12 protein-coding genes and 3 pseudogenes are annotated in these 14953 nt (G+C 70.5%); 5 read left to right on the top strand and 10 right to left on the bottom strand.

What is annotated here, in order from left to right; genetic code table 11:
* Positions 1-14 precede the first annotated feature (14 nt).
* From ACIOHC_RS10755 to ACIOHC_RS10745, 3 genes are all read right to left on the bottom strand, one after another.
* Positions 15-785, bottom strand: a complete 771-nt coding sequence (locus ACIOHC_RS10755; protein WP_365690751.1) for a DUF6227 family protein — start codon at positions 783-785, stop codon at positions 15-17.
* Between the two features lie 134 nt (positions 786-919).
* Positions 920-2068 (bottom strand): P1 family peptidase, encoded by a 1149-nt coding sequence (locus ACIOHC_RS10750; protein ID WP_389636586.1) that lies wholly within the window; start codon positions 2066-2068, stop codon positions 920-922.
* A 201-nt stretch (positions 2069-2269) separates the two neighbouring features.
* Complete coding sequence (locus ACIOHC_RS10745) at positions 2270-3427, bottom strand: low temperature requirement protein A (protein WP_401842357.1); 1158 nt, start codon at positions 3425-3427, stop codon at positions 2270-2272.
* 217 nt (positions 3428-3644) lie between these two features.
* Between ACIOHC_RS10745 and ACIOHC_RS10740 the strand changes: the two are divergent.
* The 4 genes and pseudogenes from ACIOHC_RS10740 to ACIOHC_RS10725 all read left to right on the top strand — a co-directional run.
* Positions 3645-4004 (top strand): annotated as a pseudogene (locus ACIOHC_RS10740) (MFS transporter); the annotation flags it as partial.
* A gap of 226 nt (positions 4005-4230) precedes the next feature.
* A pseudogene (locus ACIOHC_RS10735) lies at positions 4231-4680 on the top strand (Rieske (2Fe-2S) protein); the annotation flags it as partial.
* On the top strand, positions 4677-5093 hold the full coding sequence (locus ACIOHC_RS10730; RefSeq protein ID WP_365690753.1) for a hypothetical protein: 417 nt from the start codon (positions 4677-4679) through the stop codon (positions 5091-5093). The pseudogene ACIOHC_RS10735 and the gene ACIOHC_RS10730, both read left to right, overlap by 4 nt.
* A gap of 21 nt (positions 5094-5114) precedes the next feature.
* The gene (locus ACIOHC_RS10725) at positions 5115-5324 is read left to right on the top strand and encodes a hypothetical protein (RefSeq protein WP_351076028.1); all 210 of its coding nucleotides are present in this window, start codon (positions 5115-5117) and stop codon (positions 5322-5324) included.
* A 107-nt stretch (positions 5325-5431) separates the two neighbouring features.
* Here the strand turns inward: ACIOHC_RS10725 and ACIOHC_RS10720 are convergent.
* The 6 genes and pseudogenes from ACIOHC_RS10720 to ACIOHC_RS10695 form a co-directional block, all read right to left on the bottom strand.
* A pseudogene (locus tag ACIOHC_RS10720) lies at positions 5432-5599 on the bottom strand (MscL family protein); the annotation flags it as partial.
* 9 nt (positions 5600-5608) lie between these two features.
* Positions 5609-6280: a hypothetical protein gene (locus ACIOHC_RS10715; RefSeq protein WP_401842639.1), complete on the bottom strand. Its 672-nt coding sequence runs from the start codon at positions 6278-6280 to the stop codon at positions 5609-5611.
* A gap of 345 nt (positions 6281-6625) precedes the next feature.
* On the bottom strand, positions 6626-7459 hold the full coding sequence (locus ACIOHC_RS10710) for an S-methyl-5'-thioadenosine phosphorylase (protein WP_351076033.1): 834 nt from the start codon (positions 7457-7459) through the stop codon (positions 6626-6628).
* Positions 7460-7542: 83 nt separating this feature from the next.
* Positions 7543-7893: an FmdB family zinc ribbon protein gene (locus ACIOHC_RS10705; protein ID WP_401842354.1), complete on the bottom strand. Its 351-nt coding sequence runs from the start codon at positions 7891-7893 to the stop codon at positions 7543-7545.
* Between the two features lie 66 nt (positions 7894-7959).
* Positions 7960-9243: an MFS transporter gene (locus ACIOHC_RS10700; protein WP_351076037.1), complete on the bottom strand. Its 1284-nt coding sequence runs from the start codon at positions 9241-9243 to the stop codon at positions 7960-7962.
* A 510-nt stretch (positions 9244-9753) separates the two neighbouring features.
* Positions 9754-11340: a potassium/proton antiporter gene (locus ACIOHC_RS10695; RefSeq protein ID WP_389636590.1), complete on the bottom strand. Its 1587-nt coding sequence runs from the start codon at positions 11338-11340 to the stop codon at positions 9754-9756.
* Between the two features lie 240 nt (positions 11341-11580).
* Between ACIOHC_RS10695 and ACIOHC_RS10690 the strand changes: the two genes are divergently transcribed.
* The gene (locus ACIOHC_RS10690; RefSeq protein ID WP_401842352.1) at positions 11581-14331 is read left to right on the top strand and encodes a penicillin acylase family protein; all 2751 of its coding nucleotides are present in this window, start codon (positions 11581-11583) and stop codon (positions 14329-14331) included.
* On the opposite strand, the gene ACIOHC_RS10685 is transcribed toward ACIOHC_RS10690, so the two are convergent.
* Positions 14321-14908 (bottom strand): 5-formyltetrahydrofolate cyclo-ligase, encoded by a 588-nt coding sequence (locus ACIOHC_RS10685; protein ID WP_351076042.1) that lies wholly within the window; start codon positions 14906-14908, stop codon positions 14321-14323. The genes ACIOHC_RS10690 and ACIOHC_RS10685 overlap by 11 nt on opposite strands.
* Positions 14909-14953 lie beyond the last annotated feature (45 nt).

Here is a 14953-nt window from a genome sequence, read left to right as displayed (position 1 = left end):
GTGCCGGGCTCCGGTCAGCAGATGTGTGTACGGCTCTCCATGGCGCCGCGCGCGGAGTCCTCGTCGCCGTACACCTCGCACATGTGGCGGCCGTCCGGCGTGGCCGTGTGCTCGACCTCCCACAGGCTCGTCTCGCTGCCGTCGAGGAGCAGGAAGGCGTGCTCGTACAGGGTGAAACCGGCGTCCCGCCCGTCCACCCGGCACTGCCGTCCGAAGACCTGGGTGATGTGGTGGGCGAAGGCGGCGCGCAACAGGCGGGCGGTCTCCTCGCCGGGGCCGTCGCTGTTCTCCGCGCGGCGCAGGACTCGGCGGGCGTGGTCGGCGGAGTTGTCCGGGGCGTACGTCCGGGGCAGCGGGACCGGGGGCGCCGCCATCAGGACGGTGAGCACCTCCAGATCGGCCTGCGGTCCGTCGTCCCCGAACATCGGGGCCTCACCGAAGCCGCCGGCCAGCCGGGCGGCGGCGACATGGACATCGGCCTCGTCGTCGTACAGCTCGTGGTGGCGGAGGTCGGGCGCCGTCCGGGACCGCGGGACCGTCGTGCCCCGCGGACCGCCGTGCACCAGCTCCCACAGGGTGAGAGGGGTGCCGTCGGACAGCAGATAGGTGTGCCGGTAGGTCTCTCGGTGGAGCACGGAACTGTGGTGCGAGGAGTGCAGGGAACTGCTGTGGGCGAGTGCGGTACCGAGTCTTTCGACCGTGCTGTCGGGCAGGTCGAAAGAGTTGAGTGCCCGTCGCAGGAGTCGCTCGAGGTGCTGCTCGGTTGTCTCGTACGGATCGCTCAAGGTGCTGTCTCCAGGCCGTCGCCGCGTGTTACTTGGTGCGTGCTTAACGTAGTCCCTGGCTCCGACATCGTGACCGGGGTTCAGAAAAACGTATGTCGCACGCAGATGGTTCCTGTCGGTTCGTCCGAACTTCCTTACTCGGGAGGCGAGTCGGATGCCGGGCGTTCGCGCGGTGCGGGCTGAGCCGGGGGCCGCTGGCTGTCGTAGAGATCGCTGTACGAGGGACAGCTGCCCCCGCCGGGGCGGCTGTCGACGCTCTGAGCTGCCCGGACGGCCTTCACGATGGCGCGGGTCAGGACGTCCGCGCCGGCCGCCAGCAGGTCGTTGAGCGCGATCGGGTTCCGCGGATCCAGCTGCCGGGCGCCGGTGGCCAGTGCGAAGACGGTGTCCCCGTCGGTCAGCAGATGTACGGGGCGGACGGCGCGCGCCAGCCCGTCGTGCGCCGTGCCCGCGAGCTTCTGCGCCTGGGCCCGGGTGAGATCCGCGTCCGTGGCGACGACCGCGAGCGTGGTGTTGAGCGGAGGCCGGACCTCCGTCGCCCGTGCCTCGGCCAGGCGTCGCTGTGCCGCACGGTGGACCTCGGGCGCGGGGTGCACCGGCGGTTCGGCGGCGCCGTACTCCCCGTACAGCACTCCCGTACGCGGATCGACCACCGAACCTGCCGCGTTCACCACGACGAGCGCGCCCACCGTGATCCCGGACTCCAGCCGCACGCTCGCCGTGCCCACCCCGCCCTTCAGCTGCCCGGCGACCGCACCCGTACCGGCGCCGACGGCCCCCTCGGCGACCGGGGCCTCTGACTCCGTGCCCGCCGCGTCCTCCACCGCCGCGCGACCGGTCGACGCGTCGGGGCGGGCCCGCCAGTCACCGCCCCGCCCCAGGTCGAAGATGCACGCGGCCGGAACCACCGGCACCACCTGCGCCGGATCGGGCCCGACCCGCACCCCGCGCCCCTGCTCCTCCAGCCAGGCCATCACGCCCGACGCCGCGTCCAGTCCGTACGCGCTGCCGCCCGTCAGGACGACGGCGTCGACGCGCTGCACCAGATTGCGCGGATCGAGCGCGTCCGTCTCCCGGGTGCCGGGGCCGCCGCCGCGTACGTCCACGGCCGCGATCGCACCGCCCTCGGGCGCCAGGACCACCGTGGTGCCGCTCAACGCGCCCGCGCCCGCCACCTGTGCGTGGCCGACACGCAGCCCGGCGACATCGGTCAGCGCGTCGAGCGGCCCGGCGGCGACGGACGACGGGAAGGGGGCCGTCGGTTCCTGCGGTTCTTCCGTCACGCGTGCTCCTCACTGGAATCTGGATTCAGCACTACTGGAAACTGGATTCACCACTCGCGCCGTGCGGCGCTCGCGACTCGCCGCCCGGCATCTTCGCCCTCACTCGCGCCACCGCCGTCGTCGGCCGTGCCGCTCGGGCCACTCATGCCAGCCGTGACTGTCGCTCACGGCCCGCTCACCGCCCCTGCCTTGCCCGCACCCTCACTCCGCCGCGTCCGGCCGCCGGGACAGGGCCACGCCCACGGCCACGGTCGCCGCCGCCACCAGGCCGGCCGCGAACACCGCCCAATCCCCGGCGAACGTACAGGCCAGGATCGCCAGCGCGGCCACGGGGAGGGGCAACTGCTCCGCGAGATCGCGCTTGAAGTGGCGGGCGTGCAGCGCCCACACAGTCAGCAGGAAGAGCGCGGAGGGCACGGTCACCGCGGCGGCCGCCACCGCGTTCGAGACATGGGCGTTGCCCACGGCCTGTTCCACGGCGACCTCGATGCCCGAGCCGATCGCCGCCGCCGAGCCGAAGATCAGGAAGTGTCCGTATCCCCAGATGAACGCTTCCCTGCTGCCGCGGAGGTAGTCGTGGATCGGCACGGCGAAATAGATCCACCATGCCGAGAAGACGATGAGCAGCCCACCCGCGGCGATCGGCAGCAACTCGCGGAACGCGTCGTGCTCGTCCACCGCCTGCTGGACCGCGACGGTGGCCGCCGCGATCGTCTCGCCCAGCACGATGATCGTGAACAGGCCGTAGCGCTCGCCGATGTGGCGCGGATGCCAGCTCGTCGCGCGATCGCGCTCGGCCAGAGCCGGAACGGACATCTCCGCGAGCACCAGCACGACGAAGACGGCCGCACGCGCCCCGCCCGAGTTGTCGGTCAGCAACAGCATGCCGACCCAGCCCAGCTGCACCACGGTGATCCCGACGGCGTACCGCAGCGCGACGCGCCGCTCGGAACCCTGGGTGCAGTACGCGGCGCGCAGCCACTGGCTGGTCAGCGCGAGCCGCATCACGACATAGCCGGCCACACCGACCGTCCAGTCGCCCGCGTCGAAGGCGCGCGGCACGCCGGCGGCGAAGGTGAGCACCCCGGTGATCTGGACAAGGGTGACCACGCGGTACAGCGGGTCGTCGGTGTCGTAAGCCGAGGCGAACCAGGTGAAGTTGACCCAGGCCCACCAGATCGCGAAGAAGACGGCCGCGTAGCTGACGATTCCGGTGACGGCGTGTCCCTCGGCGACGGCGTGCAGCAGCCGTCCGCCCGCCTGCGCCACGGCGACGACGAAGCAGAGGTCGAAGAAGAGCTCCAGCGGGGTCGACGCACGATGCTTCTCGGCGCGGCTGCGGGCAGTCATTCTGGGCATGGGCATCAGCACACCAGTTGGGTCGGCGGCGCTCGGGTGACATGTCCCGGACGCCGGTCAGTGGATTCTCGCGCAGGTGTTCATGAGCGGGACGGCGACCCGAGGTCCTCGGGGAAACCGCAGGCCGGTGCGGCTGTGCCCGGCCCGGCGACAGGCTACGGGCCGGGCGGGCGAACAGGCTCACCCCGCTGAGCCGCAAAATAGGATCAATCACCCCATGCGGCCCTACGGTGACGGAGCGACCGAGCCACCAGAAGCCTCCGCCGCAGCCGCGCAGCCCGCCCCCGGCGCGCGCATCCCCGGAGCGCCCGGCACCCAGCCCGCCGGGACCGGATCCGGGCCCGGTCGCACCGAGCAGGGCAGACCCTCGACCTCCGGCTCCCGGTCCGTGACCGCTCGCGCGACTGCCGCCGGCGTCCTCGTCTCCGCCCTGCTGATCCTCGTGATCGTGTTCGGCAGCCGGCTTCTGGAGAACTTCGACTCCGCCCTCCTCCCGTACGCGGTCGCCACCGTCTTCCTCGCCTTCGGCGTCGCCTACCGCTACACCGTCTGGATCTCCGCGCCCGGCGCCCGGCGCGGCTCGACTTCACAGCCGCCGAGATCAAGCGCATCCAGCCAGGGCATCGCGCGGATCCCCCGAGGACGGTCGGCCGGTGACGGTCATCGGCGGACCGACGAGGGCAGCTCCGTCGCCTCCCTTCCCACGGTCTGCAGCCGATGCAGCAACCCGGGTCGATGAAGATCGTTCTGCTTTGCCGACCAGATAGGTCTTTTCGGAGAAGAGGCTGGAAGAGGACCGGGCAGAGGACCGGGCGGTTGCCGTCCGGCTGGACGACGGCACCCTCGTCGGCTACTCCGCGATCTGCACCCATCTCGCCTGTGCCGTGCTCTGGCGCAAGGACCGCGGCTCGGCAGGCGAGCTGTACTGCCCCTGCCACGAGGGCGTCTTCGACGCCCGCACCGGCGAGGTCACCGCCGGGCCGCCACCCCGCGCACTGCCCAAGGTGGTGCTCACCGAGCAGGCCGAGGGCAGCATCTGGGCGGTCGGTACGACCCGCTCGGGCGAGAGCATCGAACACGCCCTGTGCCGCCGGCTCGACATCGACCGCCCGGACCTCGCGTCCCGCATCGGGTGCCCCGCGGTCAAGGGCGGAGGCGCGGAGGGCCCCGCGGCCGACGCGCCCGCTGCGACCACGGCACCGGGGTCGGCCACGGCTCCGGGGTCGGCCACGGCCCCGGGACGTCTTCCATGACGCCGGGACCGGCCGAGGCGCCGGGATCGCCCGACGCCCACCAGCACCGGAGCCAGGAGCCCCCGGACCGCCCGGAGTACCACCCGGGCAGCGCCCGCCCCGAGCTCAATCGCCCCCTTCCAGAGCGGTATCCGCAGATCCGCGCCACCAGCGGCTACGGCGACCCGCGGATCAGGCACACCGGTCCCGGCCCGGGTGCGGGAGCCGACCAGGAACCGGAGCGCTCCTCGAAACTGACGGCCCGGCTGGCGCTGGCCATGACCGTCGTCATCGGACAGCTCCGGGGCCTGACCGCCGTGATCGACGCGTGGATGGAGGGGAACACCGGCACGGCCCGGTGGGGTGCGGGCTTGCTCTGCCTGTCGTTCCTCGTGGTCCTCGGACTGTGGCAGCTCGACCCGAAGGACCGCTGACCGCCGCCGTACTCTGGATGTATGAGCACCGCCCCCGCCCCCGGCCCGCGCGATTCGAAGCCCACCCAGCCGGTACAGCCGAAACCGAAACCGGCGCTGATCTTCGACGATCCGCTGGACCAGCAGTCCGCGGACGATACGGACCGAGGGTGGGGCGAGCGGGCCCCGGCCGGTGGCAGCGCCGCCGATCTGGCGCGCTTCCTCGACGAGAAGCCGCCCCACCACATTTGAGCCCTCGCTCCGTGGTGGTCCGACGACGCCGCTGCCGGTTCTCCTGCCACGCGTCCCACTACTGGTCGTGACCGCCACTGGCCGTCTTGGCCGGGGTCCTCGTCGGCCTTGGTGCCGAAGGCGCCGACGAGTGGGTTGATCACCCCCTTGACCACCGCGTTCACGATCTGTGTGAACGCGGCACCGATGACGACGGCGACCGCCGGATCGATCACGTTGCCGCGGGGCAGAAGGGCTTTGAACCCTTCCAGCAGTCCGACTGTTTGATTGCTCATCAGCGCGCGTCAGCACAGAGTCACCGCCAGCCTGGTCGAGATACCCGCACCGGCCAGCGACGCGGCCACGGTCCGGGGGACCGACAGCACAATGAGCGCTCCGTCTTCCGCAGGACCTTCGGCCGCGGGCTGTGGGACATCGGCCACCCGCGCGCCCTTCGCCAGCACCCGGACATCGGTGCCGGTCGGCTCGGCAGCGATCACATCGACCCGGTCTCCCGGTCGCAACAGCCGCACTGTCGCGGCATCCGCGATCCGGACCGGCGCGGACACCAGTGGAGCCGACCGCCGCTCCGGCTCCGGAGCCGTCCCCGCCGTACCGCCCTCCCTCATCCGTGCCCCCTGCGCGGTGTCCCCGCCCGCGCCACCGCCGCCCAACCCCGTCGCCGTGAGTGCGGCAGCCGTCAGGGCCAGCCCGGCGGCCAGGACGCGGCGCTGTCGCCACAGCGCACGCCGCAGTCGATGCGCACCGCCTCCGCGTACCCGCAACGGCTCGAACACGGGCACACCACACGGCGGGGGAGCCGACGCCGGTGGTCCTGGAGCCGTCGGCCGTACAGCCCCCGCACTCGCAACCGGACGTTCAGGGCGCGCGGACGCGCGCGACGGGGGCGATGGGAACGGCGCGAGCGGTGAGAACGGCTGAGAGGACTGAGGGGACGGGAACGCCTGAGACGGCAGGGACGGCGGAAACGACTGAGACGGCAGGGACGGCGGGAACGACGGAGATGCCGGAGATGCCGGAGACGCCGGAGACGACTGGGGCGACGGAGACGACTGGGGCGACGGAGACAACGGGGGCGACGGAGACAACGGGGGTGATTGAGACGACGGAGACATGGCCAACACCACCTGCCGTGAGGAGATTCGGGCGAACACCCCTCACGATCCACCGTCCGCGAGTTTCCCGCCGAAGCCTGTGGATGTCCCCGGCGTTGTGGACAACGCCCTCACCCACTCACGCCACAACAGTCACCCGCTACCCGCTACCCGCAACCGCCTCCCACGGCCGTCCCCGCCACCCCGTTAAGGAAGCTCGATCCCCGTGTTCAGTCCGTCCAGCGCGTGGGAGCACGGGCAATCGCGGTCGGCCACCGCCGGCAGCGCGGCCACCACGTCGAAGAGCACCGCGCGCAGCCGGTCCACATTGGCCGCGAACACCTTCAGCACTTCTCCGTGGGAGACGCCCTCTCCGGCCTCCGCCCCGGCGTCCAGGTCCGTCACCAACGTCATCGTCGTGTAGCAGAGGCCCAGTTCGCGGGCGAGGATCGCCTCCGGATGCCCGGTCATCCCGACCACCGACCAGCCCATCGCCGCATGCCAGCGCGATTCCGCCCGGGTCGAGAAGCGCGGGCCCTCGACGACCACCAGCGTTCCACCGTCCACCGGCTCCCAGTGCTTCGCGCGTGCCGCCGCCAGCGCGGCCCGGCGCCCCTCGGGGCAGTAGGGATCGGCGAAGCCCAGATGCAGGACGTTCGGCTCCGCTCCGTCGGACCGGGTCTCCCCGTCGTAGTACGTCTGCGTCCTGGCCTTGGTGCGGTCCACCATCTGGTCGGGCACGAGCAGCGTGCCGGGCCCGTATTCCGGACGCAGGCCGCCCACCGCGCACGGGCCGAGCACCTGACGCACACCGACGGAGCGCAGTGCCCACATGTTGGCCCGGTAGTTGATGCGGTGCGGCGGCAGATGGTGGCCGCGCCCGTGGCGGGGCAGGAAGGCGACGCGTCGGCCGCCCACCTCGCCGAGGAAGAGGGAGTCGCTCGGCGGTCCGTACGGGGTGTCCACACGCACCTCCGTGACGTCCTCCAGGAAGGAGTACAGGCCCGAGCCGCCGATGACACCGATCTCTGCGTTCACCATGCGATCACACTAGCGGCGCAGGGAAACGCCAGGGACCCCGCCGAATGGATCGACGGGGTCCCCGGGGAACGTTGCGGTGCGGCTCAGGCTGCCGACGTGCCACTCGTCGAGGACGACGAGGACGACGAGGAGGACGAAGAAGACGCGGAGACCGAGGAGGAAGCGGGCGACTTCGAGTCGGACCCGGTCGACGACGACGATGAATCGGAACCGGATGCCTTCGCCGAGGACGACGCCGGCGTGCTGCTCGACGAGGAGCCACGGCTGTCGTTCCGGTAGAAACCGGAGCCCTTGAAGACGATGCCGACCGCCGAGAACACCTTCTTCAGGCGTCCTTCGCAGCTCGGGCACACGGTCAGGGCATCATCGGTGAACTTCTGCACCGCCTCGAGGCCCTCGCCGCATTCGGTGCACTGGTACTGATAGGTCGGCACTTGCTCCTCCTGGCACTCTCACTCAATGAGTGCTAACGACGCTCCATACTGACGTATTCCGCGGGATCAGTCCACCGTGACCGGCTCCCGGTGACCGACACCACGTGCCACGGTCCGCGGTGAGGCGGCGGGCACGAGCCTCGAACGCAGTGCCAGCAGCGTGGCCAGCGCCAGTACGGTCCCCACCAGCGGCACCACGAAACCGGTGCTCGCGCCATGGGCGTCGGCGAGTCGGCCGGCGATCGTCACCGCGCCCGCCTGGCCCAGGGCGACCGAGCCCGTAAGCCAGGTGAACGCCTCGGTCCGGGCGGACTCCGGCACCAGCCCCTCGACCAGCGTGTAGCCGCTGATCAGGGCCGGGGCGATGGAGAGCCCGACCAGCAGTCCGAGCCCGGCCAGCAGAGGCATGGAGTGCACCGCCCACAGCCCGGACGCGGTCAGGGTCAGCGCTGTGTACCCGACGATCAGCCGCCGTCGCGGCCCGCTCTTCCAGGCGATGGCGCCGCAGGCGATCCCGGCCAGCATGTTGCCGGCCGCGAAGACCCCGTACAGCAGGCCGTTCGCACCGGGCCGGCCGACCTCCTCGGCGAAGGCGGTCAGCGATACCTGCATGCCGCCGAAGACCGCGCCGATCCCCAGGAAGGTCACCGCGAGCACCCGGACACCCGGTACGGACAGCGCGGACGCATGCCGCCGGGAGGTGCCGGACGCGGCGTTGCGCACCGCGGGCTGGGTGCGGCGCTGCGCGGCGAAGAGCAGGCCGCCGACCAGGGTGAGGCCGGCCTCCGCGATCAGGCCGGCCGCCGGGTGCACCCCGGTGCACAGCGCGGTGGCGAGCACCGGGCCGATGACGAAGGTGAACTCGTCCGTCACCGACTCGAAGGCGGCCGCGGTCGGCATCAGCGGGGAGGCCTCACGGCCCGGTGCCGCGCCCAGTACGGCCGCCCAGCGGGCCCGGACCATCGGCCCGATCTGCGGAACGGACGCACCGGTCGGCACGGCCGCCACGAACAGGGCCCACAGGGGCGCGTCCGCCAGCGCCAGCGCCGTCAGCACCGACACGGACACCGCGTGCACCAGGACACCGGGCAGCAGTACGGCGCGCTGGCCGAAACGGTCGGCGAGCTTTCCGGTCTGCGGTGCGAACAAGGCCATGGAGACACCGGTCACGGCGGCGACGGAGCCCGCGCTGCCGTACGAGCCGGTGGTGTGCTGGACCAGGAGCACGATGCCGATCGTCAGCATCGCGAAGGGCTGCCGTGCGGCGAAGCCCGGCAGGAGAAACGTCCACGCACCAGGGGTGCGCAGCAACTGCCCGTATCCGGGGCGGTCGGAGACCGTGGACGCCACGGTCCATGCCTTTCTGCCGCCTGGTGGCCGAGCTCCCGCCCTGCCGGCACGGGTGGTGCGGGCTCGTACGGGTGCTGCCGAGAGCTGTCCTCTTCGCGCGGGACTGCGGTAGATGCCGGGCGCTCAGCAGAGGCGGAGGACGCCACGACCGCCATACGGTCGCGCCAGCTCTGCGTCAGGCAGAGTTGGTCGTTCAGGTTGGTCGATCGGTTGGCCGATCAGGCCGTTCGACCCCTATCAGGGGCCGAACAGATGGCCTTCATGATACAGGCAGATACCCCTTACGGGCCTCTGATTGTGCGCAGGGGCCCCGTCCCGGCCTCGGACAGAAACGCGCCTTAGACAGAAACGTGCCTCGGACAGAAACGTACAGCCTCTTCCGTCCCAGCCGTCCCAGCCGTCCCGGCCACTCCAGCGCCCCCGGCAGCCCCGACGGGCCCAGCGGCTTCGGTGGCCGGGGGCCACCGGGACCGATGGGGCCGTGGGGCCGCCTCGACGGCCTCGACGACGTCAGTGACGGGCTTTCGACCCGTCCGCCTTCCCCATTTTCTTCACGGACTTCAGCGCGTGCGCGACGTCGTGGGCCACATCGGCCCCGGCCAGGCTCTCGCCGCCGCTGCCGGTGGTGCCCAGCCAGCCCGCGAGCTTGCCGCCCTCGCCGACCGCGCGCAGCCGTTCCTCCGCCGAGTCGCGCACCGGGTCGGTGGTGACCACGAGCAGTTCGTCACCGCGCCGGAGCACGGTCGACGGCGCCGGCACGAAGCTCTTCCCGTCCCGTACGACCAGGGTGACCGCGGCCCCGGCGGGCAGCCGCAGCTCCCCGACCTCCACGCCGTGCATCTTCGACCTGCCGGGGATCGCCACCGACAGCAGATGGCCGCGCAGCCGTTCCAGCGGGGCCGACTCGATGCCCAGGTCGGTGGCCTCGGCCGGATCATCGGCGATCTTCAGGGCCTTCGCCATCCAGGGCAGGGTCGGGCCCTGGATGAGGGTGTAGACGACGACGAGCACGAAGACGATGTTGAAGATCCGGGTGGAGCCCTCGACCCCGGACACCATCGGGATGGTCGCCAGGATGATGGGTACGGCGCCGCGCAGCCCCGCCCAGGACATGAACGCCTTCTCCTGCCAGGGCAGCCGGAACGGCGCCAGCGAGATGAAGACCTCCAGCGGACGTGCCACCACGGTCAGCACCAGTCCGACGATGACCGCGGGCCAGAAGTCGTCGTACAGATCGTGCGGCGTGACGAGGAGACCGAGCAGCACGAACATGCCGATCTGGGCCAGCCAGCCGAGCCCGTCGGCGAAGCCACGGGTGGCGGGCCAGTGCGGCAGCTTGGCATTGCCGAGGATCATCGCGGCCAGGTAGACGGCGAGGAAGCCGCTGCCGTGGACGAGGGCGCCCGCCGCGTACGCGGACACCGCGATCGCCATCACCGCGATCGGGTACAGGCCGGACGCGGGCAGCGCCACGTGACGCAGCCCGAACGAGCCGAGCCAGCCGACGGCGAGACCCATGGCCGCGCCGATCGCGAGTTCCAGGGCTATCTCGCCGACCAGTATGTACCAGCTGTCCACCGGTCCCTTGGTCGAGAAAGCCACCACCAGGATCACCACGGGGGCGTCGTTGAAGCCGGACTCGGCCTCCAGCACACCGGTGACCCGGGCGGGCAGTGGCACCTTGCGCAGCACGGAGAAGACCGCGGCGGCGTCCGTCGACGAGACGACCGCGCCGATGATCAGCGACTGGCGCCAGTCCAGGCCGACCAGGTAGTGCGCCCCGGCCGCGGTGACACCGACGCTCACCGCGACGCCGGCGATCGAGAGCACCGCGGCAGCCGGCAGCGCGGGTTTGATCTCTTTCCACTTCGTGCCCAGGCCACCCTCGGCGAGGATCACGACCAGTGCGGCATAGCCGATCACCTGGGTCAGTTCGGCATTGTTGAACTTGACGTCGAAGAGGCCGTCCTGCCCCATGACGATCCCGATGCCGAGATACAGGAGCAGGCTGGGGAGCCCGCTGCGGGACGAGATGCGCACTGCCGCCACCGCGACGAGCAGGACGAGTGAGCAGACGAGCAGGAGTTCGTTGAGCACGTGGACAGTCAGTGGCCGTTCCTTCCCTGCGTACGCCTGCCGATTCGAGCCTCGGCATCGGCCGTTGGCGGCCGGTACTTCGTTACCTTACCTAATCTTTAACGTTTTCTTGACGCGTTCGATCGTTCGTACGACCACTTCGGAATGCGAACCATGTCGATGCCGCGTCAGAGCCGCGTCGGCGCTGCGCCTATGGTTGCTCCTGCACTCCCAGGACCACCTGCCCCTCGAAGGACAGCGATGCCCGCCAACACAACCGCCTCTTCCGGCACCACCGGTTCCACCGGTGGGAAGACCGGCAGGAAGAAGGGGCGACGTGCCCGCCTGATCGTGATCGTCCTGGTGCTGGCGCTTGTCGCGGGTATCGGTTACGGCGCGTTCTGGTCCGTATCAACCGTGCGGGCCTCGTACCCGCAGACGACCGGGTCGATCAAGATCGACGGCCTCGACGGCAACGTCGACGTCAAACGCGACAGCTACGGGATCCCGCAGCTGTACGCGGACACCGACGCCGACCTCTTCCGCGCCCAGGGCTTCGTGCAGGCGCAGGACCGCTTCTGGGAGATGGACGTCCGCCGTCACATGACGGCCGGCCGGCTCTCCGAGATGTTCGGCTCCGGGCAGGTCGACACGGACTCCTTCCTGCGCACGCTCGGCTGGCGCAAGGTCGCTCAGGAGGAGTACGACAACGTCCTGTCCGCGGACACCAAGAAGAACCTCCAGGCGTACGCGGACGGCGTGAACGCCTACCTCAAGGGGCGCGACGGCAAGGACATCTCCGTCGAGTACGCCGCCCTCGGCCTCACCAACGACTACAAGCCGGACGAGTGGACCCCGGTCGACTCGGTCGCCTGGCTCAAGGCCATGGCCTGGGACCTGCGCGGCAACATGCAGGACGAGATCGACCGCTCGCTGATGACCAGCAGGCTCGACGCGAAGAAGATCGAGGACCTCTACCCGCCCTACCCGTACAAGAAGCACAAGCCGATCGTCGAGGGGGGCGCGATCTCCTCGGTCACCGGGAAGTTCGACCCGGCCGCGACGCCGTCGCCGTCCGGCCTCGGCTCGGACACCGTGCAGGGCGCCACCGAGGGCGTGAACACCCAGCTCGCCTCGCTCTCCGACACCCTCGACCAGATCCCGGCGCTGCTCGGCCCGAACGGCAACGGCATCGGCTCCAACTCCTGGGTGGTCTCGGGCAAGTACACGACGACCGGCAAGCCGCTGCTCGCCAACGACCCGCACCTGGCGCCCCAGCTGCCCTCGCTCTGGTACCAGATGGGGCTGCACTGCCGCGAGATCTCGGCGAAGTGCCAGTACGACACCGCGGGCTACACCTTCTCGGGGATGCCCGGTGTGATCATCGGTCACAACCAGGACATCGCGTGGGGCTTCACCAACCTCGGCGCGGACGTCACCGACCTCTTCCTGGAGAAGGTCTCCGGCGACGGCTACCTGTACGACGGCAAGATCAAGCCGTTCACCACCCGCGAGGAGACCATCAAGGTCGCGGGGGGCAGGAGCCGGACGATCACCGTCCGCGAGACCGACAACGGTCCGCTGGTCTCCGACCGCAGCAGCGAACTGGAGACGGTCGGGCAGAAGGCCCCCGTCGGCAACTCGGCTCCGGACCGGGCCGACGGGTACGCGGTCGCGCTGAAGTGGACCGCGCTGGAACCCGGCAAGTCCATGGACGCCGTCTTCGAACTCAACCGGGCCAAAGACTTCAAGAGCTTCCAGGCGGCGGCCGAGCACTTCGAGGTTCCCTCGCAGAACCTGATCTACGCCGACACCAAGAACAACATCGGCTACCAGGCCCCCGGCAAGATCCCGGTCCGCCTCCAGGGCGACGGCACGATGCCCAGCCCCGGCTGGTCCTCGGAGTACGGCTGGAAGAAGGATCCGATCCCGTTCGACGAGCTGCCCTACGAGTACAACCCGGAGCGCGGCTACATCGTCACCGCCAACCAGCCCGTCATCGACGAGAAGTATCCCCACCTGCTCACCAAGGACTGGGGTTACGGCACCCGCAGCCAGCGGATCAACGACCTCATCCAGTCGAAGATCAAGGGCGGCGGGAAGATCTCGACCGAAGACATGCAGAAGATGCAGATGGACAACACCAGCGAGATCGCCGCGCTGCTGGTGCCCGAGCTGATGAAGATCAACATCTCGGACAAGAGCGTCCGTGAGGCACAGAAGCTCCTGGAGGGCTGGGACTACACCCAGGAGTCCGACTCGGCCGCGGCCGCGTACTTCAACGCGGTCTGGCGCAACATCCTCAAGCTGGCCTTCGGCAACAAGCTGCCCAAGGAGATGCGGGTCAAGGGCGAGTGCCTCAACGTGCCCCGCGCCGACAGCTCGGGCCCGGTCGACGAGCAGGGCAAGCTGGTGCGCGAGTGCGGCCGGCGCGACGCGGACACGGCTCAGCCGGACGGCGGCGACCGCTGGTACCAGGTGGTCGCCAACCTGATGGACGACCCGAACAGCGACTGGTGGAAGTCGCCGAGGAGCGGTCGGGACACGGCGACCGAGAACCGCGACCAGCTCTTCGCCCGCGCCATGACGGATGCCCGCTGGGAGCTGACCGCGAAGCTCGGCAAGGACATCACCACCTGGAGCTGGGGCCGGCTGCATCAGCTGACCCTGAAGAACCAGACCCTCGGCACCGAGGGCCCCGGTCTGCTCCAGCGTGTCCTCAACCGCGGCCCGTGGAACATCGGCGGCGGCGAGGCCGCGGTGAACGCCACCGGCTGGAACGCGGCCGGCGGCTACGACGTCGTCTGGGTTCCGTCGATGCGGATGGTGGTCAACGTGGGGGACTGGGACAAGTCCCGCTGGATCAACCTCACCGGCGCCTCGGGGCACGCGTTCGCGGCGCACTACACCGATCAGACCGACAAGTGGGTCAAGGGCGAACTGCTCGACTGGTCCTTCGGGACGAATGCCGTCACGAAGTCGACGACCGACACCCTGACCCTCAAGCCGTAGGGCCCGTCCGGCGGGTCATGGCCGGAGTCACCACCGCGTCGACGGGGTGGTCGTGCGGTTCCTCAGGGACCCGCGCGACCACCTCGTTGTCGTAGAGCAGGACGATCAGCGCGGGATGCGCCCCCGCCGCGGCGAGCCGGGCCAGCACCCGGTCGTAGCTGCCGCCGCCACGGCCGAGCCGCATTCCGCGCGCGTCCACCGCGAGGCCCGGCAGCAGGACCACGTCGGCCTCCAGAACCGCGTCCGGGCCGAGCCGTTCCCCATCAGGCTCCAGCAGCCCGCGGCCGGCCGGGGCCAGACGAGCGGCTCCTTCGTACGGTGCCCAGTCCAGGTCGTTGTCCGGGAGGAGCACCGGCAGCAGCACCCGCACGCCCCGCGCGCGGAGCACGTCCAGCAGGGCGCGCGTGCCCGGCTCGCTGCCCACCGAGACGTATGCGGCGACGGTGCGGGCCCCGGACAACTCCGGAAGCCCCAATGCGACCCGGGACAGAACCACCCCGGCGTTTTCCACGTCTTCCCCGCTGAGAAGGCGCCGTGCGGCCAGCAGTTCACGCCTGAGAAGCGCTTTTTGGGACATGTCGGTGTTCAACGGTCACCCATGAATCTCTCGTATGTGCATATA

Source organism: Streptomyces sp. NPDC088252 (assembly GCF_044740965.1).
In the GTDB taxonomy this organism is placed as follows: domain Bacteria; phylum Actinomycetota; class Actinomycetes; order Streptomycetales; family Streptomycetaceae; genus Streptomyces.
The sequence above is the reverse complement of the archived record's forward strand: the minus strand, read 5'-3'. Positions and strand labels throughout refer to the sequence as shown.